The sequence below is a fragment of the Hydrotalea lipotrueae genome, from assembly GCF_019249625.1.
Lineage (GTDB): Bacteria > Bacteroidota > Bacteroidia > Chitinophagales > Chitinophagaceae > Hydrotalea > Hydrotalea flava.
In genome coordinates, this window is sequence record NZ_JAESDL010000017.1 from 44,355 (window position 1) to 70,316 (window position 25,962).

General features: G+C 37.2%; 23 protein-coding genes. 15 read left to right on the top strand and 8 right to left on the bottom strand.

The features are described 5' to 3' along the window. The first annotated feature begins 284 nt into the window (after positions 1-284). Positions 285-2,318, top strand: a complete 2,034-nt coding sequence (acs, locus tag JK139_RS10750; protein WP_228733206.1) for an acetate--CoA ligase — start codon at positions 285-287, stop codon at positions 2,316-2,318. Positions 2,319-2,564: 246 nt separating this feature from the next. Here acs and JK139_RS10755 read toward each other — a convergent pair whose 3' ends face one another. Further along, positions 2,565-2,984 carry a fatty acid desaturase gene (locus JK139_RS10755; RefSeq protein ID WP_218331277.1) on the bottom strand — a complete coding sequence of 140 codons (420 nt, stop codon included), beginning with the start codon at positions 2,982-2,984 and terminating at the stop codon, positions 2,565-2,567. Positions 2,985-2,995: 11 nt separating this feature from the next. Continuing rightward, a complete protein-coding gene (locus JK139_RS10760; RefSeq protein WP_218331278.1) occupies positions 2,996-3,409 on the bottom strand; it encodes a fatty acid desaturase family protein in 414 nt (137 codons plus the stop codon). Positions 3,410-3,482: 73 nt separating this feature from the next. On the opposite strand from JK139_RS10760, the gene JK139_RS10765 reads away from it, so the two are divergent. Continuing rightward, on the top strand, positions 3,483-4,928 hold the full coding sequence (locus JK139_RS10765) for a POT family MFS transporter (RefSeq protein ID WP_218331279.1): 1,446 nt from the start codon (positions 3,483-3,485) through the stop codon (positions 4,926-4,928). A gap of 15 nt (positions 4,929-4,943) precedes the next feature. Here JK139_RS10765 and JK139_RS10770 read toward each other — a convergent pair whose 3' ends face one another. Continuing rightward, the gene (locus tag JK139_RS10770; RefSeq protein WP_218331280.1) at positions 4,944-5,105 is read right to left on the bottom strand and encodes a hypothetical protein; all 162 of its coding nucleotides are present in this window, start codon (positions 5,103-5,105) and stop codon (positions 4,944-4,946) included. 46 nt (positions 5,106-5,151) lie between these two features. On the opposite strand from JK139_RS10770, the gene purD reads away from it, so the two are divergent. From purD to JK139_RS10805, 7 genes are all read left to right on the top strand, one after another. Next, on the top strand, positions 5,152-6,447 hold the full coding sequence (gene purD / locus JK139_RS10775; RefSeq protein ID WP_218331281.1) for a phosphoribosylamine--glycine ligase: 1,296 nt from the start codon (positions 5,152-5,154) through the stop codon (positions 6,445-6,447). Positions 6,448-6,682: 235 nt separating this feature from the next. Then, a complete protein-coding gene (locus JK139_RS10780) occupies positions 6,683-7,708 on the top strand; it encodes a rod shape-determining protein (protein ID WP_068245144.1) in 1,026 nt (341 codons plus the stop codon). A gap of 90 nt (positions 7,709-7,798) precedes the next feature. Further along, positions 7,799-8,650, top strand: a complete 852-nt coding sequence (mreC, locus tag JK139_RS10785; RefSeq protein ID WP_074421125.1) for a rod shape-determining protein MreC — start codon at positions 7,799-7,801, stop codon at positions 8,648-8,650. Beyond that, positions 8,643-9,176 carry a rod shape-determining protein MreD gene (locus JK139_RS10790; protein ID WP_074421126.1) on the top strand — a complete coding sequence of 178 codons (534 nt, stop codon included), beginning with the start codon at positions 8,643-8,645 and terminating at the stop codon, positions 9,174-9,176. Before mreC ends, JK139_RS10790 begins: the two co-directional genes overlap by 8 nt. 133 nt (positions 9,177-9,309) lie before the next feature. Next, positions 9,310-11,418 carry a penicillin-binding protein 2 gene (gene mrdA, locus JK139_RS10795; RefSeq protein ID WP_074421127.1) on the top strand — a complete coding sequence of 703 codons (2,109 nt, stop codon included), beginning with the start codon at positions 9,310-9,312 and terminating at the stop codon, positions 11,416-11,418. Then, the gene (rodA, locus tag JK139_RS10800) at positions 11,411-12,766 is read left to right on the top strand and encodes a rod shape-determining protein RodA (RefSeq protein WP_074421128.1); all 1,356 of its coding nucleotides are present in this window, start codon (positions 11,411-11,413) and stop codon (positions 12,764-12,766) included. Before mrdA ends, rodA begins: the two co-directional genes overlap by 8 nt. 86 nt (positions 12,767-12,852) lie before the next feature. Next, a complete protein-coding gene (locus JK139_RS10805) occupies positions 12,853-13,602 on the top strand; it encodes an MBL fold metallo-hydrolase (protein WP_074421129.1) in 750 nt (249 codons plus the stop codon). A gap of 14 nt (positions 13,603-13,616) precedes the next feature. Here the strand turns inward: JK139_RS10805 and JK139_RS10810 are convergent, their stop codons facing one another. The 3 genes from JK139_RS10810 to JK139_RS10820 form a co-directional block, all read right to left on the bottom strand. Continuing rightward, positions 13,617-14,021, bottom strand: a complete 405-nt coding sequence (locus JK139_RS10810; protein WP_074421130.1) for a hypothetical protein — start codon at positions 14,019-14,021, stop codon at positions 13,617-13,619. Positions 14,022-14,084: 63 nt separating this feature from the next. Then, positions 14,085-14,846: a hypothetical protein gene (locus JK139_RS10815; RefSeq protein ID WP_074421131.1), complete on the bottom strand. Its 762-nt coding sequence runs from the start codon at positions 14,844-14,846 to the stop codon at positions 14,085-14,087. 38 nt (positions 14,847-14,884) lie between these two features. Further along, a complete protein-coding gene (locus JK139_RS10820) occupies positions 14,885-15,430 on the bottom strand; it encodes an RNA polymerase sigma factor (RefSeq protein ID WP_074420577.1) in 546 nt (181 codons plus the stop codon). Positions 15,431-15,558: 128 nt separating this feature from the next. On the opposite strand from JK139_RS10820, the gene JK139_RS10825 reads away from it, so the two are divergent. Then, a complete protein-coding gene (locus tag JK139_RS10825; protein WP_179853784.1) occupies positions 15,559-15,717 on the top strand; it encodes a Cif family virulence factor in 159 nt (52 codons plus the stop codon). 13 nt (positions 15,718-15,730) lie between these two features. Continuing rightward, on the top strand, positions 15,731-15,982 hold the full coding sequence (locus JK139_RS10830) for a nuclear transport factor 2 family protein (protein ID WP_287101456.1): 252 nt from the start codon (positions 15,731-15,733) through the stop codon (positions 15,980-15,982). Positions 15,983-16,263: 281 nt separating this feature from the next. Here JK139_RS10830 and JK139_RS10835 read toward each other — a convergent pair whose 3' ends face one another. Continuing rightward, positions 16,264-17,235 carry a M23 family metallopeptidase gene (locus JK139_RS10835; RefSeq protein ID WP_068245175.1) on the bottom strand — a complete coding sequence of 324 codons (972 nt, stop codon included), beginning with the start codon at positions 17,233-17,235 and terminating at the stop codon, positions 16,264-16,266. A gap of 391 nt (positions 17,236-17,626) precedes the next feature. On the opposite strand from JK139_RS10835, the gene alaS reads away from it, so the two are divergent. The 4 genes from alaS (at position 17,627) to JK139_RS10855 (ending at position 24,194) form a co-directional block, all read left to right on the top strand. Continuing rightward, positions 17,627-20,254 (top strand): alanine--tRNA ligase, encoded by a 2,628-nt coding sequence (gene alaS, locus JK139_RS10840; protein WP_218331282.1) that lies wholly within the window; start codon positions 17,627-17,629, stop codon positions 20,252-20,254. A gap of 163 nt (positions 20,255-20,417) precedes the next feature. Next, positions 20,418-21,401, top strand: coding sequence for a PDZ domain-containing protein (locus tag JK139_RS10845; protein WP_218331283.1), 984 nt, complete (start codon positions 20,418-20,420; stop codon positions 21,399-21,401). Between the two features lie 148 nt (positions 21,402-21,549). Further along, on the top strand, positions 21,550-22,995 hold the full coding sequence (gatB, locus tag JK139_RS10850; protein WP_218331284.1) for an Asp-tRNA(Asn)/Glu-tRNA(Gln) amidotransferase subunit GatB: 1,446 nt from the start codon (positions 21,550-21,552) through the stop codon (positions 22,993-22,995). 74 nt (positions 22,996-23,069) lie between these two features. Further along, positions 23,070-24,194: a TlpA disulfide reductase family protein gene (locus JK139_RS10855; RefSeq protein WP_218331285.1), complete on the top strand. Its 1,125-nt coding sequence runs from the start codon at positions 23,070-23,072 to the stop codon at positions 24,192-24,194. 341 nt (positions 24,195-24,535) lie between these two features. Here JK139_RS10855 and JK139_RS10860 read toward each other — a convergent pair whose 3' ends face one another. Then, positions 24,536-25,957, bottom strand: coding sequence for a RagB/SusD family nutrient uptake outer membrane protein (locus JK139_RS10860; protein ID WP_218331286.1), 1,422 nt, complete (start codon positions 25,955-25,957; stop codon positions 24,536-24,538). Between the last annotated feature and the right edge of the window lie 5 nt (positions 25,958-25,962).

The window sequence follows — 25,962 nt, forward strand, 5'->3', positions numbered from 1 at the left end:
AAATCGATGGTTTGTAGAACCTAAACCAGATTACCACACCAATCTCAACAGGGAAATTGAGCAAAATAAATTTGAATTGTTTTTGGGCAATCACTTTTACTTCATTAAAATTATTTTGCAATGAATAGAAAATGTTAAAAGAAAAATACCCGACAGCTACGAAACATATTGTGTCTTGTCCTGAAATAATAATGCAAAGACAGACTTGTGTTTATTTTTGATGCTTACCATTTAAATTAAACTATCCTAAAAAATGATGGAAAGCAGAAAACCATGTTACCATTATGGCGCAAACCTTTGCATTTTGCAACAAAAAACAACATGCCCATCACTGCATGCCAACCAATAATCTTAATTTTATTGCCAAAACATTGATTGCCATGTCGTATCCTTATCAAATTAAAACTGTAGCACAGTATCAATCCGATTACAAAAACAGTGTTGAAAATCCGGAAGCTTTCTGGAATAACATTGCAGAAAATTTTACCTGGCGTAAAAAGTGGGATAAAACTTTAGAGTGGAATTTTACAGAACCAAAAATTGAATGGTTTAAAGGCGGCAAACTCAATATTACAGAAAACTGTTTAGACCGACATTTAGAAAAAATGGGCAATATGCCGGCCATTATTTGGGAACCCAATGACCCTGACGAACACCACCGGGTACTTACCTATAAAAAATTGCATGAAAAAGTTTGTTTATTTGCGCATGTACTCAAAAATAATGGCGTTAAAAAAGGTGATAGGGTTTGTATTTACATGGGCATGATTCCTGAATTAGCCATTGCAGTTTTAGCCTGTGCCCGAATTGGCGCCATACATTCAGTAATATTTGGTGGCTTTTCGGCCCAAAGTATTTCCGACCGGTTAGAAGACGCAAAAGCAACTTACATTATTACCTGCGACGGCGCTTTTAGAGGTGCCAAAGACATTCCTTTAAAAAGTGTAATTGATGATGCTTTAATTGGCAATAAAACCGTACAAAGGGTAATTGTTTGTACACGCACGAGAACACCGGTTTCTATGATAAAAGGGCGTGATGTTTGGTGGGAAGAGGAAATTAAAAAAATAGAAACCTTGGGGCTAACAGATTTTGTAGCCGAAGAAATGGATGCAGAAGACCCCTTATTTATTTTATACACTTCCGGCTCAACCGGCAAACCAAAAGGTGTTGTGCATACCTGTGGCGGATACATGGTATACACCAATTACAGTTTTGTAAATGTTTTTCAATACCAACCGGGACAAATACATTTTTGCACGGCAGATATTGGCTGGATTACCGGGCATAGCTACATTGTTTACGGACCATTATCTGCCGGTGCCACCACGCTAATGTTTGAAGGCATACCTACCTGGCCCGATGCCGGTCGTTTTTGGGATATTGTAGACAAATACAAAGTAAATATTTTGTACACCGCACCTACTGCCATCAGAAGTTTAATGGGTTTTGGTTTAGGGCCGCTGGCAGGCAAAAACCTATCTTCGTTACAGGTATTGGGTACGGTTGGTGAACCCATTAACGAAGAAGCCTGGCATTGGTATCATGAACATATTGGAAAGAGAAAATGCCCCATTGTTGATACCTGGTGGCAAACAGAAACCGGAGGTATTTTAATTTCAAACATTGCCGGTATTACACCATCCAAACCCGGATGGGCTACCTTGCCATTACCTGGTGTGCAAATGACTTTAGTAGATGAAAATGGTAAAGAAATTGAACAGGGTGATGCCGCAACTGTATCAGGCAATCTTTGTATTAAAGCACCCTGGCCTGGTATTTTAAGAACCACTTATGGCGATCATGAACGTTGTCGAACCAATTATTTTGCCACTTACCCCGGCATGTATTTTACCGGTGATGGTGCTATGCGAAACAAAGAAGGTATGTATCGCATCACCGGAAGAGTGGATGATGTACTCAACGTAAGCGGGCACCGAATTGGTACTGCTGAAGTAGAAAATGCCATTAACATGCATGCCGGCGTGGTAGAGAGTGCCGTGGTAGGTTACCCACATGATGTAAAAGGGCAAGGCATTTATGCTTTTGTCATTTATCAAGGTTCACATGGTCAGGATACACATGGCACCGGCGATTTGGTAAGAAAAGATATTTTGCAAACCGTTACCCGCATTATTGGTGCCATTGCCAAACCAGATAAAATTCAGTTTGTAAGTGGCTTACCGAAAACCAGAAGTGGTAAAATTATGCGCCGCATTCTCAGAAAAATTGCCGAAGGCGAAACCGAGAATTTGGGCGATACCACTACATTATTAGATCCTGGTGTTGTAGATGAAATAAAAAGAGGAAAATTATAATCTGCGTTTCAAAACAAAACGAAAACGTCTTTAACACCGTTCAACCAGGCAGTATTCTTTATGAAGGCATCAAGCCATTTGCCGATGCACATATAAAACCAAAGTGGGAAAAAATTCAGCATCATCATGCCAGGATAGCCGGTAGGCATTTGCGGCAATGTTGGCTGATGCCTTAATAACTGATATTTTCTGGATGCCCAATAATAATAACACTATGCCTGCTTAATTCAAACAACATTAAGTGCCCTATAACATGGTTGCTGTTCCAACTATGCCGGGGCATAACTCGTTCATATTTATCATCAGCCATTTTTTTCGCTGCAATCCATAATGTTCAATATAATTCACGGTTTCTAACAACAAAAACCCAATTACTGTGGCTGCTATATAATAACAGGTAATTAACCAGTCTATCCAATACCAAATGCCTGCCATCCATATTATTTGAATGAATTGCATTTGTATCATTTCATTCCTGTAATGCACAACAGGGAGGCCTTGTTGCTGAATACTTTTATTGGCTATTCTCCAGGCATTTTGATATGTGCCGGTTACACTTCTAACCCAGAAACCATATACCGATAAATGCAAAGGCGCACTACTCGGATCTTTTGGTGTTGCCACCCATTTATGGTGCCCATGGTTATGCTCTATAAAAAAATGCATATACAAACTGGTTAACAGAGCAATTTTTGCCAGTGCTGTTCATACTTTTTTTGCCAATGCCCCAACTCATGCGCCATATTAATACCAAATGTGCTGCATAATAAGCCCATGGTTGCAATTCGAGCTATAACAGTGGTAAAAGGCAATCCTATTGTTTGCATACTACCTAAAAAAACAATGAATAATAAAATATGCAACACTACTGCCACATACAAAACCGCATCATAATGAAAATCATTTTTTGCAGCCTTTTCCTCCGACTCTGAAAGATTCGTGATATCTGGGCTGCTTAATAATTCAATAAGCGGAATCAGCAGCCAGGCATATATCAGTGCAGTCAGGCACCACCAGCCTGTATGCGTAAATGCCATATAAGCCAGTAAAAACAATATAAATGAGGTAGTAAATTTTAACCAGTGCAACATTCCACCATTAATTTACAATTTTTTGAAACAGAAATACATAATTCCAATATCTTTAAAACTTTAAAAATGCATTATGAGTGAATTAAAAGAAACGATTGCACCTAAGCCACGTATGCCCAAAGCCGTTCCATTCATCATTGGCAACGAGGCTGCAGAACGATTTAGTTTTTATGGCATCCGGTCTATTTTGGCAACTTTTCTGGTTGCACAATTTTTTAACCCCACACACAATCCGGTACTTACTGCTATTGCTGAAGCCAAAAGCAATGAACAAACCCATATTTTTGTTTCATTGGCTTATGTAATGCCATTAGTGGGTGGCATTATTGCAGATTGGTTTTTTGGTAAATACTTAGTTATTTTTTATGTATCTATTTTATATTCCATAGGTAATTTAACGCTGGCCTTATCTACCCATAGCCTTCCATTGTTTAGTACCGGATTAGTCATTATAGCTGTTGCTGCCGGCGGTATTAAATCATGTGTATCGGCCAATGTAGGCGATCAGTTCGATAAATCGAACCAAAGCCTGATGAGTAAAGTGTATGGATGGTTTTATTTTAGTATTAATGCCGGTTCTGTATTTTCTACCATGCTCATTCCTGTATTGTATAAATCTTTTGGCCCATCTGTTGCCTTTGGCGTACCGGGTTTATTAATGTTGCTGGCAACACTTATTTTCTGGTTAGGCCGTAAATACTATGTAAGGGTACCTCCTTCCGGCATTAAAAAAGAAAATTATGTGTTTATTATGGCGTATTACATAATGAAAGCATTCAGTAATCGCAATGGCAAAACCATTTGGGAAGCAGTAGGTGAAAAATACAGTGCCGAGTCGATTGATGGCGTGAAGGCAGTAAACCGGGTGTTAATGGTATTTGCTTTTGTACCCATATTTTGGGCTATGTGGGACCAAAGCCTTTCAGAATGGGTTTTACAAGCAACAAAATTAAACCTCAATATTTTTGGTAAAACCTTTTTACCCGAACAAATACAAACAGTAAATCCGTTATTTCTATTAATGATGATACCCATTTTTACTTATGGCATTTATCCATTGGTTGAAAAACTGGGTATTAAGGTAACACCACTCAGAAAAATTGGGGCAGGTTTATTTTTAACCGGTGCATCATTTATTATTATAGCGCTCATTCAAACAGCTATTGATCATGGCGGGTACCCCAGTGTTTGGTGGCAAATTTTGGCCTATGCCATACTTTCTGCATCGGAAGTAATGGTTTCTATCACCGGATTGGAGTACGCTTATACCAACTCACCCAAATCAATGAAAAGTACCATGAGTGCTATTTGGTTATTAACTGTTGCCGTAGGTAATTTATTCACTGCATTTGTAAACAGCAGCATTGCAAGCGGAGGTATTTTTGCCAAATTTACAGGTGCCAGTTATTTTTGGTTATTTGTGGCAATTTTATCAGGGTTTTTGATTGTATATATGTTAATAGCCAAAATGCTGCCCGAAAAAAACTATGTTTTGGAAGATGCAGCTTCAGCAGGGTAACCCAACTCAATAACATTAAAAAAGCAGTCTGTTTGAAGTACTGCTTTTTATTTTATGCCTTCCAATACCCAAACTAATATTTTCAGTTAAAAATAAGGCGCTAATTTCGCAGCCATCCGGAAAACAGGTTACATTTTTTAATAAACCCCAATCTGCCGGTTTTTCTGTTTTTTTCATCAAAAACCATTGAACTGATTCGCATCATATCAACAAACAAATTCTAATGAAAATACTTCTTTTAGGTAGCGGAGGTCGTGAACACGCACTGGCCAAAAAATTATCGGAAAGTTATCATTGCGATGCTTTATTTATTGCACCCGGCAATACAGGTACACAACAATACGGCTCCAATGTATCTTTATCCCTCAACGATTTTAACAGTATCAGAAATTTTTGTGTAGAACAAACAATAGGCTTGCTGGTGGTTGGCCCCGAAGAACCTTTGGTAAACGGGATCTACGATTTTATGCAGGAAACCAATAAGGAAGGAATCAAATACTGGGATGGTATTTTAGTAGGCCCTTCCAAAAATGCAGCACAACTTGAGGGTAGCAAAGCATTTTCAAAACTGTTTATGCAAAGGCACAACATTCCAACTGCTGCATACGCCAGTTTTACTGCAACCAACTTTGAAGCAGGTAAAGCATATATTCAACAACATAGCTTACCCATTGTATTAAAAGCCGATGGACTGGCTGCCGGAAAGGGTGTTGTAATTTGCGAAGACCATGCAACAGCTCTCTCTGTTTACGAAAACATGATTCAACATGCGCAATTTGGAGAAGCCTCAAAAAAAGTTGTAATAGAGGAATTTTTGACCGGTATTGAGCTGAGTGTTTTTGTATTAACCAATGGCACAGATTATCAGATAATTGGCCATGCAAAAGATTATAAAAGAATTGGAGAAGGTGATACCGGTTTAAACACCGGCGGCATGGGCTGTATTAGTCCGGTTCCGTTTGCCAATGATGCATTTATGCAAGAAGTAGAAACCACCATTATTCAGCCCACTATAAAAGGATTACAGGAAGAACAATTGGAATACAACGGCTTTATTTTCTTTGGATTAATGAAAGTTGGTAATAAACCCTATGTAATTGAATACAATTGCCGTATGGGCGATCCGGAAACTGAAGTAGTAATACCCAGGTTACAAACCGATTTGGTAGCCCTGTTTGCAGCTATGCACAATGGCACATTAGCCGATGTAAATATTAATGTAGATGAACGCGCTGCAGCTACCATTGTTGCCGTTAGTGGCGGTTATCCGGAAGCCTATGAAAAAAACAAACCCATTCATGGTTTGGATACAATGCCTAAAAGAGCAGATGTAATGGTATTTCATGCAGGCACCTGTTTAGATAACAACCAAATTGTTACCAGCGGGGGTAGGGTTTTGGCAGTAACAGCATTAGCCCCTCTACTGCAGGAAGCAGTAAGGCTTTCCAAACAAACATTATCTGCTATTTCGTTTGATGGAATGTATTACAGAAATGATATTGGTTACGAATTTTTATAAACTCTGGCACGATTATTCGAATGTTCAGAGCCAATAAAAAAATAGTTTTTGCGTTAGAGTTACAGAATATCTAAGTCAATTATGGGTTCATCGATAACTGCATGTGGCCGGCAAACAAAATATTCACTTACAAATTATATTCAGTTTCAATAAAAATATAATTGGCTTTGATAGTTAGCTATTTTTCATACACCTTTGCAACTAATTTATTCATCTTTAGAGAATCATCATTTACATGGGAGTTTTTAATTTTTTAACCCAGGAAATTGCCATCGACCTGGGCACAGCGAATACTTTAATTATTCACAACGATGAAATTGTGGTAAACGAACCGAGTATTGTTGCCTTGAACAGAAATAATCCGAAAGAAGTGCTGGCTGTAGGCAAAAAAGCCTTGCTCATGCACGAAAAAACCCATGAAAGCATTAGAACGGTAAGACCCCTGAAAGATGGTGTAATTGCAGATTTTAATGCTGCCGAATTAATGATAAGGGAATTAATTAAGTTGGTATATCCTAAAAAACCGCTTTTCCCACCCAGCTGGCGGATGGTTATTTGTATTCCGTCTTCCATCACTGAAGTAGAAAAAAGAGCCGTACGCGATAGCGCTGAACAGGCAGGCGCCAAAGAAGTGTATATGATTCACGAACCAATGGCCGCTGCATTAGGTATTGGTATTGATGTAGAAGAACCTGTAGGTAATATGATTATTGATATTGGCGGTGGTACCACCGGTATTACAGTAATTGCTTTGGCCGGTATTGTTTGCGACCAATCGATTCGTATTGCAGGAGATGAGTTTACAGCCGACATTATGGAAGCCTTACGCCGCTATCACAGTTTATTAATTGGAGAAAGAACTGCAGAACAAATTAAAATAAATGTGGGCGCTGCAATGAAAGATTTAGATAATCCACCCGATGATATGCCCGTAAATGGCCGCGACCTGGTAACAGGTATCCCCAAACAAATTATGGTGAGCTATCAGGAAATTGCAGAAGCCTTGGATAAAAGTATTTTTAAGATTGAAGAAGCCATTTTAAAAGCACTGGAAACCACACCTCCTGAATTAGCCGGCGATATTTACCGGAGAGGTTTATACCTTACTGGTGGAGGTGCCCTTTTAAGAGGACTCGATAAAAGATTGAGTGCGAAAATTAAACTTCCCGTACATGTAGCAGATGACCCATTAAAAAGTGTGGTAAGAGGTACCGGACTGGCGCTTAAAAATTATCAACGCTTTCCTTTCATTATGCGATAGCCGTATTAAAAAAATCTTTACAGTTTACTAAAAACAGATGCCAAGATAATAACTTTGTCAGGTTTTTAGAGTAGCTTCCCTTTTTAGAAAATGAAAAATATTTTTCTATTTATAAGGCGTTTTTTTGTATTTATCTGCTTTATTGTATTGCAGATAACCAGTATGGTATTTCTATCCAAATATAGTAAAACCCATGAAGTTTTTTTCGGTGCAGTTACAGGTGATATAACTGGAAAAATATATACACAGTTTAATGATATAAACAGTTATTTCTCGCTTCGTAAAATTAATCAGCAACTGGCAGAAGAAAATGCTGCACTTAGAAATCGCTTAAAAGCAGATTTCCAAATACCAGATACTTCAAAAATAATTTTCACCGATACGCTGCGCATTGATTCACTTCAAAAAACAAGAAAATATATTTTTCTGCCTGCCCGTGTGGTGGGGAATTCAGTTAGTTCACAAACCAATTATCTCACCTTACAACGTGGTGCCAATCAGGATATCAAAAAAGGAATGGCGGTGATGGGGCCACAAGGTATTGTTGGCGTAGTAATTGATGTAAGCCCCAATTACAGCAGGGTTATGAGTTTGCTGCACCGCAACAGCAAAGTAAGTGCCATGCTAAAAAAAGACAATAGCTTTGGTAGTATTGAATGGGATGGCGATAACCCCAACGAGCTAACCTTACGCAATATTTCAAAAGGTTCAGTAGTAAATAAAGGAGATACGGTAGTTACCAGTAGTTATTCTGCTAACTTCCCACCAGGTTTAATGATTGGGACAGTAAGTGGAACAGAAAATGAAGCAGCCTCTAACTTTTATACTTTAAAAGTTAAACCCGCCACTAACTTTTATACTTTACAATATGTATATATTATAGCAAACAAATATTTTAACGAACAAACCAATTTAGAAAACGCCAAATTAAAAAATGAGTAACCTCATCCGAAATATTATCCGCTTCGTACTATTTATTTTGGTGCAGGTATTTGTGCTAAACCGTATTCCACCTATTCATCAGTTTATTGTACCATACGTTTATTTTCTTTTTATTCTTTGGTTACCTTTTTCCATCAACCGCTTAGTGCTACTTTTTACAGGATTTTTGTTTGGTATTAGTTTAGATTATTTCACTGAAACCCCCGGCCTGCATGCCGCTTGTTGCACGCTTATTGCTTATCTCCGACCATTTTTGCTCAACATTTTAATTCCACAAGAAACTACAGAACAAAGTTATTTAGAACCCTCTATTAAAAGTATGGGTTGGGCACCTTATAGCCTTTATGTGCTGTTGCTAACGCTTACTCATAATGTTTATCTGGTATTGATAGAGTGGTTGCAATTTGGAAATTTTTTGTATTTTATGGGTAAAGTGCTGGGCACCACCGCCATTAATTTATTGCTTATTTTTATAACTGAAATGCTTTTTTTCAGAAAAGCAAAGTACAGAACAAACGCTGCATAAAACTGCTGCTTATTGCAAAAAGCAATAAATATATTTTAATGATTTGTTTTTGGAAAAGTTTGTGCGGTTGTCTGTAGCTTTTGTGCATCTTTGTATATTCATTTCATTATTTATTGATATATTTTAGAAAACAATGCCCGTATTTAACCAAAGCAGAAGCAGGGTTATACAAATTATTTTTGCTATTGTATTCATCATAATAGCAGCACAATTAATCAACCTGCAGGTTTTTTCCAAAAAATATAAATTACAGGCAGAGAATAATGCCATTTACCGAAAAGTGATTTATCCGGACAGGGGTATTATTTTCGATAGAAAAAATAAAAGCCTGTTAGAAAACAGTATTATGTTTGATTTGGTGGTTACACCTGCCGAAAGCCGTGGCATTGATACCTTGGCGCTATGTAATTTATTAGACATTGATACAGCTGAATATAAAAGGAGAATGCGGGATATTATTTTTAAAAATACTTCAGTAAGACCCAGTGTTTTTGAGCCCTTGCTATCACAGGAATTATATGCCCGCCTCAATGAAAACATTTACAAATTTCCCGGATTTGAATTAAGTGAACGTTCGGTTCGTATTTATCCCTTTCATATTGGCGCTAATTTTTTAGGGTATACAGCTGAAGTAAATCCTGCATTTCTTTCCAAACATAAAGATGAAGGCTACGAAATGGGCGATTATACCGGTATGACAGGACTTGAACGAACTTATGAAAAAGTATTAATGGGTCAACGAGGTATAAAACGCTATATAAAAGACAACCGAAGCCGCATTCAGGGATCGTATGAAAATGGGCTTTTTGATACCGCAGCTGTTGCAGGAAAAAACCTATACCTCAGTTTAGATGCCCAATTACAGGCACTGGGTGAAAAATTAATGACCAACAAAGTGGGCAGCATTGTAGCTATCGATCCCAATACAGGGGGTATTTTATGCATGGTGAGTGCACCCAGTTACGACCCCAATTACTTAACCGGAAGTGAACGCAGCAGGCATTTCAATAAATTATATAAAGACCCCCGCCTGCCTTTATTAAACCGCGCTATTTATACCACTTACTCGCCCGGCTCAACTTTTAAAACAGTGGTAGGCATTGTTGGTTTATCAGAAGGTGTAATTGATGAACGCTTCTCCATTGTTTGTAATGGTGCCTTTTGGGGTTGTGGCAATGGCCGTCCTAAATGCTTAGACAAAGGCACTTTTAATTTAACATCGGCCATAGCACATAGTGATAACACTTATTTTGCTACAGTGTACAAACGTATACTAGACCAACAACGGTATGGTGGAGCAGACAGTGCTTTAAAAATATTTAACAGCTATGCATACACTTTCGGACTGGGACACAGGCTGGGAATTGATTTACCCGGCGAGCAACCTGGCAATTTGCCTATCTCTTCTTATTACAGAAAAATTTTTGGAAAAAACTGGAACTCCTGCAATGTTATTTCTAATGCCATTGGGCAGGGTGAGGTAAGCACAACCGTGTTACAATTGGCCAATGTAATGGCCACCATTGCCAACAAAGGCTGGTATTATACCCCACATATGGTTGATTCAATTGAAGGAAAAGAATTCGACTATTTATTAGACCGCTTTAAAGAAAAACACTTAACCGACAGTGCTATACCCGACAGTGTTTATGAAGCAGTACAAAATGGCATGCAGGGTGTAATGGAATATGGAACCGGAGCTGCTGCACAGGTACCCGGTGTGGTAGTATGCGGTAAAACCGGTACCGTACAAAATTTTTACCATGGTGTGGCCCAAAAAGATCATGCTTTTTTTGGCGCTTTTGCCCCACGCAATCACCCTAAAATTGCCATTGCTGTATTGTGTGAAAATGCAGGATTTGGTGCACAATCTGCCGCCCCAATTGCCAGTTTAATGATTGAACAATATTTAAAAGACTCAATACCCGAACCCGACAGAAAATTGAAAGTAGAAGAAATAGCCAAACTGAATTTAATACCAGCCCGAATGAAAGCGGAAATGAATCGTTTGGATTCTATCAAACTAAAAAAAGAAGAAGAACAGAACCGACAAAATCTGCAAGAGCAGTTGTTAGATTCTTCCGGAACCGAAACAACTGAAGCATTATTCCCCAATGAAGTAAAACAACAACCCAATCATTCATTACCCAACCAGCCGAATAAGAGAAAACAGCAGCAACTTACAATGGCTATTTTAATGACTGATCACAAAAAAAAGAAAACATTCCGATTCAATGCATAGAAATCATCATTCTACCCAAACCATTTCTCCAGGTATAGACTGGGTAATTGTGGCTATTTACCTTATTTTGGTAGCCATTGGCATACTCTGCATTTTTATGGTAGAATACAAACCCAATACCGATGTGTTGGCATCGTTTATCAGTGGCAAAACCAATTACAGTAAACAATTGATTTTTGCAGGCGTTTGTTTGGTAGCAGCCATATTTATATTACTCACAGATAGTAAAATTTATACTGCATTCGCCAATCTTTCTTATACATTGGGCATTGTTTTAATGCTGGCCACATTTGTAGCAGGTAGAAGCATTAATGGTTCTAAAAGCTGGATACCCATTGGCGGTGGATTTAACCTGCAGCCGGCAGAATTGTGTAAAATTTTTACAGCACTTGCATTGGCTAAATATTTATCACGACAAGAAACAGATTTCTCCAAATTAAAATCACAATTAATTGGTGGTGCACTTGCGCTGGCTCCGGCAGTATTATCTGTTTTTCAAAACGAAACCGGTCTGGCGCTTGTTTACCTTTCTTTCTTCATTGTTATGTATCGGGAAGGGCTACCACCCGGCTTGCTGATTTTTGGTTTTTCTTTTGCAGCGCTGGTCATAGCCACATTAATAATTGAACCCAATACCCTTGCTTTGACATTAACCGTTATAGCCGTATTAACCATTTATTTTGTTCGAAAACAATTGAAACGCAATAAAAGGCTGTTAAGTATTATTATTGTATTATGGGCATTGAGTGTAGGCATCCAGCGCTTTGCAGTGCCTTATATTTTTAATAATGTTTTTCAATGCTACCAAAGTACACGTATTTACAGCATGGTAGGTAAAGATTATGATTGCAGTAAAAACCACCATCATACCAATAGCAGTAAAGCCAATTATAAGCCTCCCAGAAAACCCGATGATTATAATGTACGCCAAAGTAAAATAGCCATAGGCTCAGGAGGTATTTGGGGTAAAGGTTTTTTGAAGGGTACACAAACTCGGGGTAAATATGTTCCAGAACAACATACCGATTTTATTTTTACTTCTTTGGGCGAGGCTTTTGGGTTGGCAGGCAGTTTAACTTTTTTGCTCATTTATTTATTTCTGCTAATACGTATTGTGAACATTGCTGAAAGACAAAGAAGTACTTTTAGCAGAGTATATGCCTACAGTGTTGCCAGCATCCTGTTTTTTCATATTGTAGTAAATGTATGTATGACAATTGGTTTGTTTCCTATTATTGGCATTCCACTTCCACTCATTAGTTATGGTGGATCTTCCCTGCTAACATTTACTATCTTAATTTTTATTATGCTCCGATTAGATGCCGACCGGCAAATGGTTTTACGCTAATTAAAAAAAGGAAGGGATATTTGCAAAATTGGAAAGCAGCAGCAATGCTGTTTCTTTTTGTTTTTAATCAATTAAATGCAAGTTAAATGCAAGTAATACCATTATCGGAAGGGAGTTTCACGATTGATAAATCTAAAATTTTTGTTCCTTTTAATCTGGAAGCTGATAATTTACATAACAGGCCCATTGGCAGTTTATTGGTAGAAGTGCAGCCTTTTGTAGTGATTACGGAAAAAGATATTATTTTATTAGATACCGGTTTGGGCTTTTCGGTTCAAAATACATTGCAGTTAATTCAAAATTTACAAGCCCAACATATACAACCCGAACAGGTTACAAAAGTGTGGATGAGTCATTTACATAAAGACCATGCAGGCGGCATTAGTAAAAAAAACAATCTGGGATTTTATAACCTTACCTTTACTAATGCGGTATATTATATTCAGGAAGAAGAATTTGCTTATGCAATGGATACAGGATTTCCCTCTTACATGATTGAAGAAATTGAAGTGCTGCATCATCATCCGCAAGTGCAATGGCTACATGGCAATGGCAGGTTAACAAATAATATCGGTTACGAAATTGAATATGAAATTACCGGTGCTCATAGCCCTTTTCACCAAATTTGTCGCATAAAAAATAATTCGCAAACCATTTTTTTTGGTGCGGATGATGCCCCACAATTGCAGCAAATGAAAAGTAAGTTTATAGCTAAATATGATTTTGACGGGAAAAAGGCCATGCAATTAAGACAGCAATGGTGGCAGGAAGGTAAAGCTCAAAATTGGACCTTTTTATTCTACCACGATATTGTAACACCAGTGTATCAAATGTAGCCTTCAGGAAACATTTAACGTTGATTGGGCAAACGGTTTTGTCTTCGCTTTTCCAATTCGTTCTTTAAAACCAATCTAAAATTTCTTTCGCAAAGAAATACTTTACCGGCCCTTTCATCAGTACCCAATATTTGTTTAAATTGGTTGTAATAATTTTTCTTAACCTCTAAAATAGCTTCATCCAATGCCAAGATATTGGGATTATTGAGATTATTTTTTCTTGCCTCTTTCAAAGCATCTAAATAATCATAGTAAACAGGCCAAAATTGCTGTGCTTCCTCACTGCTTAAATTCAACTGTTTGGTGATGTAAGCAATTTTCAAACCCTGAATATTGACAAAACGATTATTGGTAGTTTGTGCAAATACCTGTAGCCCACAAAACAACAAAACAACCAGGAATATATAATTTTTTTTCATCTGCAAATTTTTAATGCTTCAAACATTCAGCATTTGATCTTCAAACGTATATCTGATTAGGGCTTAACTTCCAACTTTTTGTTTGGTTTCAGCAGCTACCGGCAGGTTTGCAACATCTTCAGTTGCCTTTAAATAGCCTTTCAACTCATCATCACTAATGTTTTGTAAACTTTCCTGCACACTCAGCATGGTACCATCTGTATCAATACTGGCGGTATCATTCACATAAGCGGGAGCAGTAATATCATTGTTCAAATAATTTTGAATGGATTCATCGCTTACATTCGTAATTTCTTTATTCAAACTAAAAGCATTGATAGATGAAGTAAGCATGGTATTGTTCCACAATGCACCGGTTACCAAAATGCCTGACATAACAGCCGCCGCTGCATAAGTTATCCATTTGCGGGTTTTACTAAAGCCAATCACTTTTGCCTTAGTTTGTTCCTGAACAGGCGTAAAATCAGTGCGCTCAAAATATTTCGAAGGTACACTGTAAACTGGCATTTTTGAAATTTGATTGAGCAATGGTGCCACTTCCTCTAATTCTTCCCAAGCTGTTTGCTGGGAATTATCCTGTTGCTGAATCCGTTGTAATATTTGATGCGGCAACTTATTAAAATAATTATTCGGAACCGCAAACGGATTTTGGGGAGAGGGAAATAGGGATGCTACTTCATCTTCACGAATTTTAAGCAATAAATTGCCTGCAAACTGTTCAAAATAATTATGAGGAACAGTATAAACCTGCGTGGGTTGTATCTGAATCAACCCCGGAGAATGTTCTTTCAACTCCTGCAATATCATTTCACTTCTCAACATCATGGTATAAAGACTAATTTTTGGAGTAATCGTTTAACAGTTTATAAGTTTTTAATTACTTCTTCAATTTTTTTAGCGGCATGGTGGTAGCTCGCCTTCAAAGCGCCCTCGCTGGTATCTAATACTTTACTCATTTCCTCATAAGGCATTTCATCAAAATAACGCAGGTTAAACACCAATCGTTGTTTTTCAGGCAATTGTTGAATGGCCAACTGCAGTTTCCATTCTAACTGATTGGCGTTAAAATTTTCATCTGCCCGAATTTTATTGCTTAAACCACTTTCCATTTCATCAAAACTTAAAGTGCCTTTTTTCTTTTGTTGCTCCAAAAAAGTAAGGCATTCATTGGTGGCAATTCGGTATAACCAGGTGTATAATTGGCTGTCTTCCCTAAAATTTTCTAATCCTTTCCAAGCTTTAATAAATACATTTTGCAACACATCGTTGGCATCTTCATGATTCACTACCATTCTTCGGATGTGCCAGTATAATTTTTCCTGATATTTTTTTACAATGGCAGTAAATGTCCGCTCTTTTGTAGCCGGTTCCCGAAACTCATATAACAATACGGTATCATCGCTTTGCATGCAGGGAAATTAAATAAAAAACGGAAATAAAGCTGGTTAGACTGTTTTTTTATGGAAAAGTTTAATGCACAAAAAGTTTATATTACCACTATTTTCACATTATTACTAAATTTAGAATACAAATACACATGAAGCGAATTGCTATACTGCTTTGTTTTTATCCATTTCGGCTTTCAGCACAGGTTTCTGAAGATGAAGCTGCCACCCGAAACATATTACAACAACAAGTAGTTGCCTGGAACAATGGCAATTTGGATGCATTTATGCAAGGGTATTGGAAAAAATGACAGTTTGTAATTTATTGACAGCAACGGGTCTGTATATGGTTATAACAAAACTTTGGCCAATTATAAAGCACATTATTCCACTAAAGCACAGATGGGCCATTTTACTTCCCCTACTTTACGTTTGCAACCTTTATCTAGCAATTATTGCTATGTAACCGGTAAATGGCATTTGGAAAGAACAGTGGGGAATGCCGAAGGTTACTATACCTTATTGTTTAAAAAAATAGAAGGGCAATGGGTCATTATTTCCGATCATAGTTCCTGATGAAATCATTTGAGCGGATGTTTCTTTCTCCAAATTTTTAGAACGTAATAAAAAACAAATGCACCACTCAACAATACCCACACATAAAATATAATATTGCCAGCAGTTAAATGATGTTGCACTTCTGCAAATTTTAACTTTAACCCAATTGCAATATTTACAAACAGCCAAAGTAATATTGCTGCAATGGTATTGATGATTTTTACAAAAAATGTCCTGATATCTTCTTCCAATATAATTGTATTTAAAGCTTAACAATCAGTGTTGCTGAATGGTTGATATTAATCTAAACTTTGGTTGGCTGTAGCTGCTAATTTTAAAATACGATCAAATTGTGCCGGTGTTAAATCATTATAAAAATAGTAAATAGGATCAACCGGTTTCCCATTTTTATGTACCTCATAATGACAATGCGGACCAGTACTTTTGCCGGTACTACCCACATAACCAATCACTTCACCCCGCTTTACCACTTCGCCCGACCTGGCTTTTACTTTAAACATGTGCCCATATAAGGTTTGGTAACCATAGCCATGATTAATGATTACTTCATTACCATAACCACCGGTATTAAATCCGGCTGTTTGCACTACACCATCTGCAGTAGCATAAATAGGCGTACCCAGTGGTGCAGCAAAATCTAATCCTGCATGAAACTTGGTTACTTTATAAACCGGGTCAATTCTATAACCAAAACCACTCGCTATTCTATTTAAATTTTTATTGCTTACCGGCTGAATGGCAGGAATAGCCAATAACAACTTCTCCTTATTCTTTATCATGTTATCAATATCGGCATAGCTTTTTCCCTGATAAGCCACCCGAAGGGTTAAATTATTCAATTGATTTTTAATGTTATTCACCAATTCGGTTTCTGTTTGCCCTTCTAATAATTTAATTTCATTTTTGGTTTCCATAATCTTGGTTCTGGCGCTATCGGGTATGGGGGTTGATTCAAATATGGTACGGTACACATTATTATCCCGATCTTCCAGTTCCTGCATTTGCACTTCCAACTGTTTTACCCTTTCTTGTATAAGGGCATAATTTTCAGAAAGATCGCGATTTTGCTGACGCAATAATTTCTCTTTCGGGCTGTCAACAAATTGAAATACCAATAATACCAGCAATACCCCTGTAACAAGCGAAGCTGCGATAAAACCAATTACCTGCAATATTCGAACCCGCAAAGGTACTTCCAATTTTTCGAACCGAAGGGTATGTGTATTATAATAATATTTTATTTTTCGCATAAATGTGATTGTTTTTAAACACCGCTAAAAAGCCACTATTTGAGCTAACGGTTTCCCATGTTATAACCACATGGCATTAGAACATTGGATTTTCATTCGGTTTCATCAGCTTGATGATAAATGTATTCAAATAATTTGTTTGTTTTGCATGGTACCAATTTCAAAGTAAAACAACAGCTGTTTTTTCAGTGAGCGATGTACAGCCATATTTTAATTCAAACCAAATTCAGTTGTATTCATGAAAAAAAATACATATTCAACTGAAACGAATAAATTTTAGTTGCATACCGTATGTTTAAGCATACGGTTTGCTTACCTTTGAACGCTGCCAAATAATTGGCAAAGGTAATTGTAATGATTGCTAAACTTTTAGTAAAATTTTGAAACAGGCATGTTAACATCGGCAGAAATAAGGCAACAATTTTTAGATTTTTTTGCTTCAAAAGGGCATAAAATAGTACCCTCGGCACCTATTGTGTTAAAAAATGACCCCACTTTAATGTTTACCAATGCCGGAATGAATCAATTCAAAGATATTTTCCTAGGCGTTCGGCAACCCAATGCTGTTCGGGTTGCCGACACCCAAAAATGCCTTAGGGTAAGCGGTAAACACAACGATTTGGAAGAAGTAGGTGTTGATACCTACCACCATACCATGTTTGAAATGCTGGGCAACTGGAGTTTTGGCGATTATTTTAAAACAGAAGCCATTGCATGGAGTTGGGAATTATTAACCAAGGTTTACAAAATTGATAAAGACCGATTGTATGTAACCATATTTGAAGGCGATACGGCAGAAGGTTTACCCGAAGATGTAGAAGCACGGATAGAATGGAGTAAATGGATTGCCGCGGATAGAATTTTACCCGGCAACAAAAAAGATAATTTTTGGGAAATGGGCGATACCGGTCCCTGCGGCCCTTGTACAGAAATACATATTGACTGTAGACCAGATGCTGAACGGATAGCCATTAATGGCAAAACACTGGTGAACAAAGACCACCCACAAGTTATTGAAATTTGGAATAATGTGTTTATTCAGTATAACCGTTTAAAAAACGGAAAATTAGAACCCTTACCTGCTAAACATGTAGATACCGGAATGGGGCTGGAACGTCTGGTTCGTGTTATTCAAAATAAAACCAGTAATTACGATACTGATTTATTTACACTCACTATTGCATTAACAGAACAAATTACTAAGCAACAATACCAGAATACGCAAAATAAGCAGGATATTGCATTTAGAGTAATTGCCGATCATATTCGTGCCATTGCCTTTACCATAGCCGATGGGCAATTACCGGCCAACAACGGTGCCGGCTATGTAGTACGCCGCATTTTGCGTAGAGCCGTTCGCTATTATTTCTCGTATCTTCAATACAAACAACCTTTACTGTTCCAGCTTATACCGGCATTAGCACAACAATTTAATCAGGTATTTCCTGAATTACAACAGCAAGTTGATTTTGTGGCAAAGGTAATTAAAGAAGAAGAAGAAGCCTTTTTACGTACGTTAGATAAAGGGCTTAAAAAAATGGAAGAACTGATAGAACAGGCACAGCAAACGCAACATATCATTGATGGTAAAAGTGCCTTTGAATTATTTGATACATTTGGCTTTCCCATTGATTTAACCAAACTCATTGCTGCTGAAAATAATTTGCAGGTTGATGATAAAGGCTTTGAAACCGAAATGCAATTACAAAAAAACCGGTCGAGAGCTGCCAGTACAATTGATGCAGATGATTGGGTAATACTACAACCCAATGCCTTTACTGAATTTATTGGTTATGACACCTTAAGTATTGAAACAAAAATTGTACAATACCGAAAAGTTACCGCAAAGGGAAAACAAGCTTACCAGGTGGTGTTAAACGCTACCCCATTTTATGCAGAAAGCGGTGGCCAGGTGGGCGATACGGGATGGCTTACCATTGCAAACGAAACCATTACAGTAACCGATACCCGTAAAGAAAATAATGTATTTATTCAATTTACAGAAGCTTTACCCGCTCAGTTAAATGAACCGGTTATTGCAAGTATTAATATTCCCCGCCGAAAAGCCATCATGGCGCACCATACGGCCACCCATTTGCTGCATGCTGCACTTAGAAAAGTATTGGGTACTCATGTAGCACAAAAAGGCAGTTTAGTAAATGAAGCCTATTTGCGATTTGACTTCTCACATTTCGCAAAGCTTACTGATAAAGAATTAGAAAATATAACAGCTTTGGTGAATGAAAAAATAAGGGGAAATATTCTGGTAGTTGTTCAAACCATGAAAAAGGAAGATGCCCTGAAAATGGGCGCTATGGCTTTATTTGGTGAAAAATATGGAGATGAGGTACGTGTGGTAATTATTGACCCCTCCTATTCCGTTGAATTGTGCGGCGGTACCCATGTAGGCAGTACGGGAGAATTGGGAATTTTTGCCATTCAACACGAAACTGCAGTAGCTGCAGGTGTGCGCAGAATTGAAGCTGTTTGTGGTATTGCAGCGGAACAATGGATGCAACAACAATTACATACTTTACAGGAAGCAAAAACATTACTAAAAAACCCCAAAGACCTGTTAAAAGCCATTGAACAATATTTGGAAGAAAATGCACTACTGAAAAAACAGGTAGCCTATTTAGAGTTGAAACAAATAGAACAAATTCAGGAGCAACTATTACAGCAAGCAGATACCGTTAACCATACACATTTTATAGGTAAATTGTTAAATGTAATGCAACCCGACATATTGAAAAAACTTTGCTTTCAATTAAAAAACCAACTTACCGGAAATTATGTAGTTGTACTGGCTGCAAATATATCTGGCAAACCACATGTTGCTGTGCTATTATCTGAAACAATGGTTACTGAAAAAAAATGGGATGCCAACCAACTCATTAAACAACATATTGCACCCATTATTAAAGGCAGCGGTGGCGGACAAAAAACGCTGGCAACTGCTGGCGGACAAGATGCCAGTAACCTGAACACCATTTTTTCAGCCATCCGGGCACTTTTATAAATCTAATTCAAGTTTATTTTACTCATAATAACCGGCAGCATTTGGCTCCGGTTTTTTTGTATTTATCCTTGATGATTTTAACATTTCCGAAGGTTTTCGTAAATGAAAAATTGAATTACTTTTGAACTACTAAACTTTTCGTATAACCTCAAAAACAAATGGTATGAACAAAAAACAAATCATTTTGCCCCTGCTGGCAATGGCAATTACAGCAGGTATTGCAGCACAAACCAAACAAAACGATGATATTATTATTCATAGAAAAGGAAATGCACAACAAAAAACAACCATCGTAATTGATGGAAAAAATATTACTGTAAATGGCAAACCGGTTGACCAATGGAAAGATGGCACTGTTGAAATAGTGCAATCAGATTCAACCTCCATTGCCTTCAATTTCCCCGAATTTAAACAACAATTTGAACAAATGTTTGGCCCCAATGCATCAAGAGGTGGTGTTCAGTTTTTTAGAGGAATGGGACCGGTTGTGAATGCCCCCATCTACAATAAAGCCCAATTAGGTGTGCTTACCGAAAAAGCTGAAAACGAAACAGGTGCAGCTATTAAAGAAGTAAAAAAAGGTATTGCAGCCGAAAAAGCCGGGTTACAAACACGAGATATTATTCAAAAAATAAATAACACACCCATTCAAAACAGCGAAGATTTATATAAAGCTATTGGCCAATACAAACCTGGCGATACTGTTAACATTGCTTACTTAAGAAACGGTATCTCCAACACCACAAAAGCACTATTGCAGAAAAATGAAATGGCAGCCAATGATAATCAATGGGGTAAAGAAAATTTTAATCTTCAAATGCCGCCCATGCCTGACATGCCCGGATTCAATTTCAGAAATATGAATAAAAAACCGATGCTGGGTGTACAAATTGAAGAAATGGACAATAATGCAGGCGTAAAAATTAATAGCGTTAATCCCAATTCACCGGCCGAAAAAGCAGGACTTCAAAAAGGAGATGTTGTTATCGCTATTGATGGAAGTACCGTGAAAAGCATTGAGGACATTAAACAAGTAATGAATAACAAAAAAGAAGGCGATGAGGTGAGTTTATCTTATTTACGAAACGGTAAAAAATACAATACCAATATCCTGTTTCCTAAAACCATCAAAAAAGCTACGCTATAAAAGCCTGCCCCCAATGAAAATCCAAGCGCACCACACTAATGTAAAAAGTTAGTGTGGTTTTTTCATTTTAAACAAGCTGCTTTTACCCTATGTTATAAAATGATACCTTTACGCAGTAAAATCATCCAGTGACTATTGAATTTAACGAATGGATTATTCAAAATATGAAACCGTAATTGGCCTTGAAGTACACGCACAATTACAAACCCAAAGTAAATTATTTTCAGGTGATGCCAATCGTTTTGGAGGCCATCCCAATACCCAAATCAACCCTATTACACTGGCACATCCCGGCACCCTTCCTAAAATCAATAAAAAAGCTATTGAATATGCCATTAAAATGGGCTTAGCTTGTCATTGTGCAATTGAAACCCTGAATTGTTTTGCCCGTAAAAATTACTTTTATCCTGATTTGCCCAAAGGTTATCAAATATCACAACATACTACCCCAATTTGCATAGGTGGCTATATCAGCATTTTTATTGCAGGCATTGAAAAAAAGATTTATTTAAACAGAATTCATATTGAAGAGGATGCCGGTAAAAGCATTCACGATGCGGTAGAAGGGTTTACCTGTATTGATTATAACCGTGCCGGCACACCTTTAATTGAAATTGTAACGGAACCTTGTATTCAATCGGCTGAAGAAGCCTTCCAATATTTAACGGAAATAAGAAAATTAGTGCGCTGGTTAGATATTTGTGATGGGAATATGGAAGAAGGCAGTTTGCGCTGCGATGCCAATATTTCTATCCGTTTAAAAGGTGCAACAGAACTGGGCACCAAGGTAGAAGTAAAAAATTTAAACTCTATTCGTAATGTAAAAAAAGCTATTGAATATGAAGTGGAACGTATGATTGCATTAACAGAAAATGGCAAACCCATTGTTCAGCAAACCCGAAGTTTTGATGCAAACAACGATACCACCTTTGCGATACGTGAAAAAGAAGAAGCCAATGATTACCGTTATTTTCCGGATCCTGACCTGGTGCCATTTTTTATCAATCAGTCTACTATTGAAGTCATTCAAAAAACAATGCCGGCCTTACCCAATGCCTTAAAACAAAAGCTTCAGCATGAATATGGGTTAAGTGTATATGATGCGCATCAGTTATGTGACGATAAACATACAGCGGCCTTTTTTGAGACTACTGCAACCCATACCCGCCATTTCAAAGCCATTGCCAATTGGATGCTGGGACCTTTAAAACAATACCTGAATGAACAAGGCCATGATTTTAGTCAATTAACCCTACAGCCAAAAACATTAGCCGGCATCATACAATTAGTAGATGATGGCAAACTTAATTTTTCAACCGCTGCCAATAAATTATTACCCGCAATAATCACAACCAACGCAGATCCGGCAATAACTGCCGAAAAAATGAACCTGATTCAGGTTTCAGATGACAATGCAGTTTTAGAATGGGTACATCATGTTATTACAGCAATGCCCGAAAAAGTTGCCGAATATAAAAAAGGAAAAAAAGGATTAATGGGTTTGTTTGTTGGCGAAGTGAAAAAATTAAGCAAGGGTAAAGCTGATCCTAAAATAACTACCACAATATTAGAAAAGACTTTAAATGCAAAATAATATTGCAGCAAACAAGCTGCATATTCAATTAGAATTTCAAAACAAAGCGTTTATTTAAAAACAAAGCAAAATATATGAAACAATTTGTATTAGGTATTGTACTGGTTTTTACACTATTAGCCTGTCAGCAAAAAAAATACGGAGCTTTTATTATAAGTGGGAAAATTGAAAATGCACCCTCCAATAAAATTTTATTAGAAGCATTGCCCTTTGGTGCACAACAACCCGTAGCAGTTGATTCAACTACATTAACTTCGAACGGAAATTTTGAATTAAGAGGAACTGCCACCACTGAAGGCCTTTATTTATTGGCAATAGAAAATGGGCCACAGGTTTTATTTATTAATGATAGTAAAGATATTAAAGTAGTAATGGATGCACATAATTACAAGGCTTATACTACCAATGGTTCTGCTGCATCTACTGCATTACATCAGTTTTTAGAACAGTATAGTACAAAATTTGGGCCTTTGGCCGATGCCTATCTGCAGGCAGATTCTTTACAAAATACACCCCATGCCGACAGTGCATTATTGGCAGCAGTTAATTTGCGCAAAGAAACCTTATTGAAAAATTTTAATGGGTTTTTAGAGCAAACCATCAAAACATCCAATAGTCCGGCTCTCACCTATTATGTAATTGGTAAAGCATTTAAAACCATGCAACCCGATGCAATCAAACAATTAACAGATGCATCTGCAGCAAAATTTAAAGACAATGCGGGCTTATTGCGTTTACAGGAAATCATCAATGGCCAAATGGCAACCGATCCAAAAATTGCACTCATGAACAAACCGGCACCCGATTTTACATTAGCCGATACTTCGGGTAAAATGGTATCATTGAGTAGTTTTAAAGGTAAGTATGTATTAGTAGATTTTTGGGCCAGTTGGTGCAGCCCCTGTCGTCAGGAAAATCCCAATGTAGTTGCTGCTTTTAACAAGTATAAAGATAAAAATTTTACTGTTTTAGGCGTATCATTAGACAATGACAAAGCAGCCTGGTTAAAAGCCATCCATCAGGATAAACTTACCTGGACCCATGTAAGCGATTTAAAACAATGGCAAAGTAGTGTGGTTGATTCATATAAAATAACGGGTATACCATTTAATGTATTGGTTAACCCACAGGGTATTATAATTGGCGTTGAATTAAGGGGAGCTGCGTTGCAGGATAAGTTAGCGGAAGTGTTAAAATAGAAAAATGATTGTAAAGCAGCTTATTGTAAAAACAGGTAGATTCTTAAAATAGGTTGCACTAATATTCATTAGAGGATGTATCAAAAGCAAAATGAAAGAGCTGAGATTTTGCATAAACAAAATTTTTCTCCATCCCCTTTTACTGAAAAAAGAGGCTGCATATCACTTTTGATACAACCTCTTTTTAGTGCTTTTTTAGATTGCTTAAATTAGCTAATGCACCTTTACAAATTAATGGGGCAAATTTTTAAAGAATAGAGAAAAAGGAAGTATACAATAAAAAACAGGCTGTACCCATACCCATAATGGAGCAGCCTGTTTTTATTAAATTAAAAACCAAATTAATAACCTGGGTTTTGAACCATTATGGAACCACTATTCAAAATTTCTTGTAAAGGAATTGGGAATCTACATTTAAAAGCACTATTAGGATCGGAAGTATTAATTCCAATAATACCTAATTGTTTGTATCTTCTTAAATCAAAAAAACGATGCCCTTCATGTGCTAATTCAACTCTTCGTTCATTTAAAATTGCAGTTAAAAGATCACTCTGTGTAACAGCCAAAGTATTTGGTAAACCAGCACGATTTCTAACAACATTTAAATCGCTGGCAGCTCCAATAAGGTTACCTTGCTGCGCTCTTGCCTCGGCGCGAATTAAATAGATTTCGGCTAATCTAATTTGAGGAATAAAATCATCACCAGTCGAAACACGTGTATATTTAAGCGTTTTAGCTGGAGGAGCAATAGCAGCACTTGCAGCGGTTGTGTAATTTACGCCCTTTCTTAAATCACCAATTTCATGCGCATTATTTAAGCCTGTGCTGGCAGAAATTTCATTTCTACCACCATAACCAGTTGTAAAATAGAAGAAAGCAACTGAATTTTGATTTGTTGGGTCATATGGAAGTGTCCAAATAACCTCTTGTTTAGGACCAATATTGCCATATAAGGATGCATAATTAGACAATAATGACTGACCTGCTACAGAAATAACTGCAGTTGCTTTTGCTTCTGCATTTGCCCAATCTCCTCTGTATAATGCAACTCTGGACAATAAAGCATTTCCTGATTTTTGATCAATTCGCCAGTTATAACTGCTATTGGCAGAATTGGTTACTGCCAAGTTGGCTATAACCTGAGTAGGGTCTAAATCAGCTAAAATTTGTTTCCACACATCATCCTCTGAGGACCTTGCTATTGGAGTTGCATCACTTCCGGTTAAAGTTGGATTTATTCTTAATGGAACTCCCCAGGATTTCCCATTTGCATCTGGCCCCTGATTATAACCATTTTCATTGCCCCCCCAATAACGTAACAAATTAAAGTAGTGGTATGCTCGCAAAACTTTAGCTTCTGCAATAACTTGATTTTTATCTGTAAAAGTGGTTGCAGTATTTGCTGTTGCAGCAGCTATAACAGTATTACACCTATTTATTCCAGAATATATTTGCGTCCACATATTTGTAATTTCTACATTATCCGGAGTAATTGATTTGTTAAATATCTGTGCAAAACTTGGAAACGTACCAACATGCGTTATATTATCTGCATACATATCTGCAAAAATAAAGTAACGTAATCCCATATAATTACCACTTAAAGATGCACTATAAGCACCAAGTAAAGCAGCACGAATACTCGCAGGATCATTAAGCCTGGATGCTTCTATATCATTTTGTGGGGTTTGGTTTGTAATTACTTTGGTACAACTCGTAAAAATAGTACCAAATATAAACAAAATAACAAATATTTTTTTCATACATT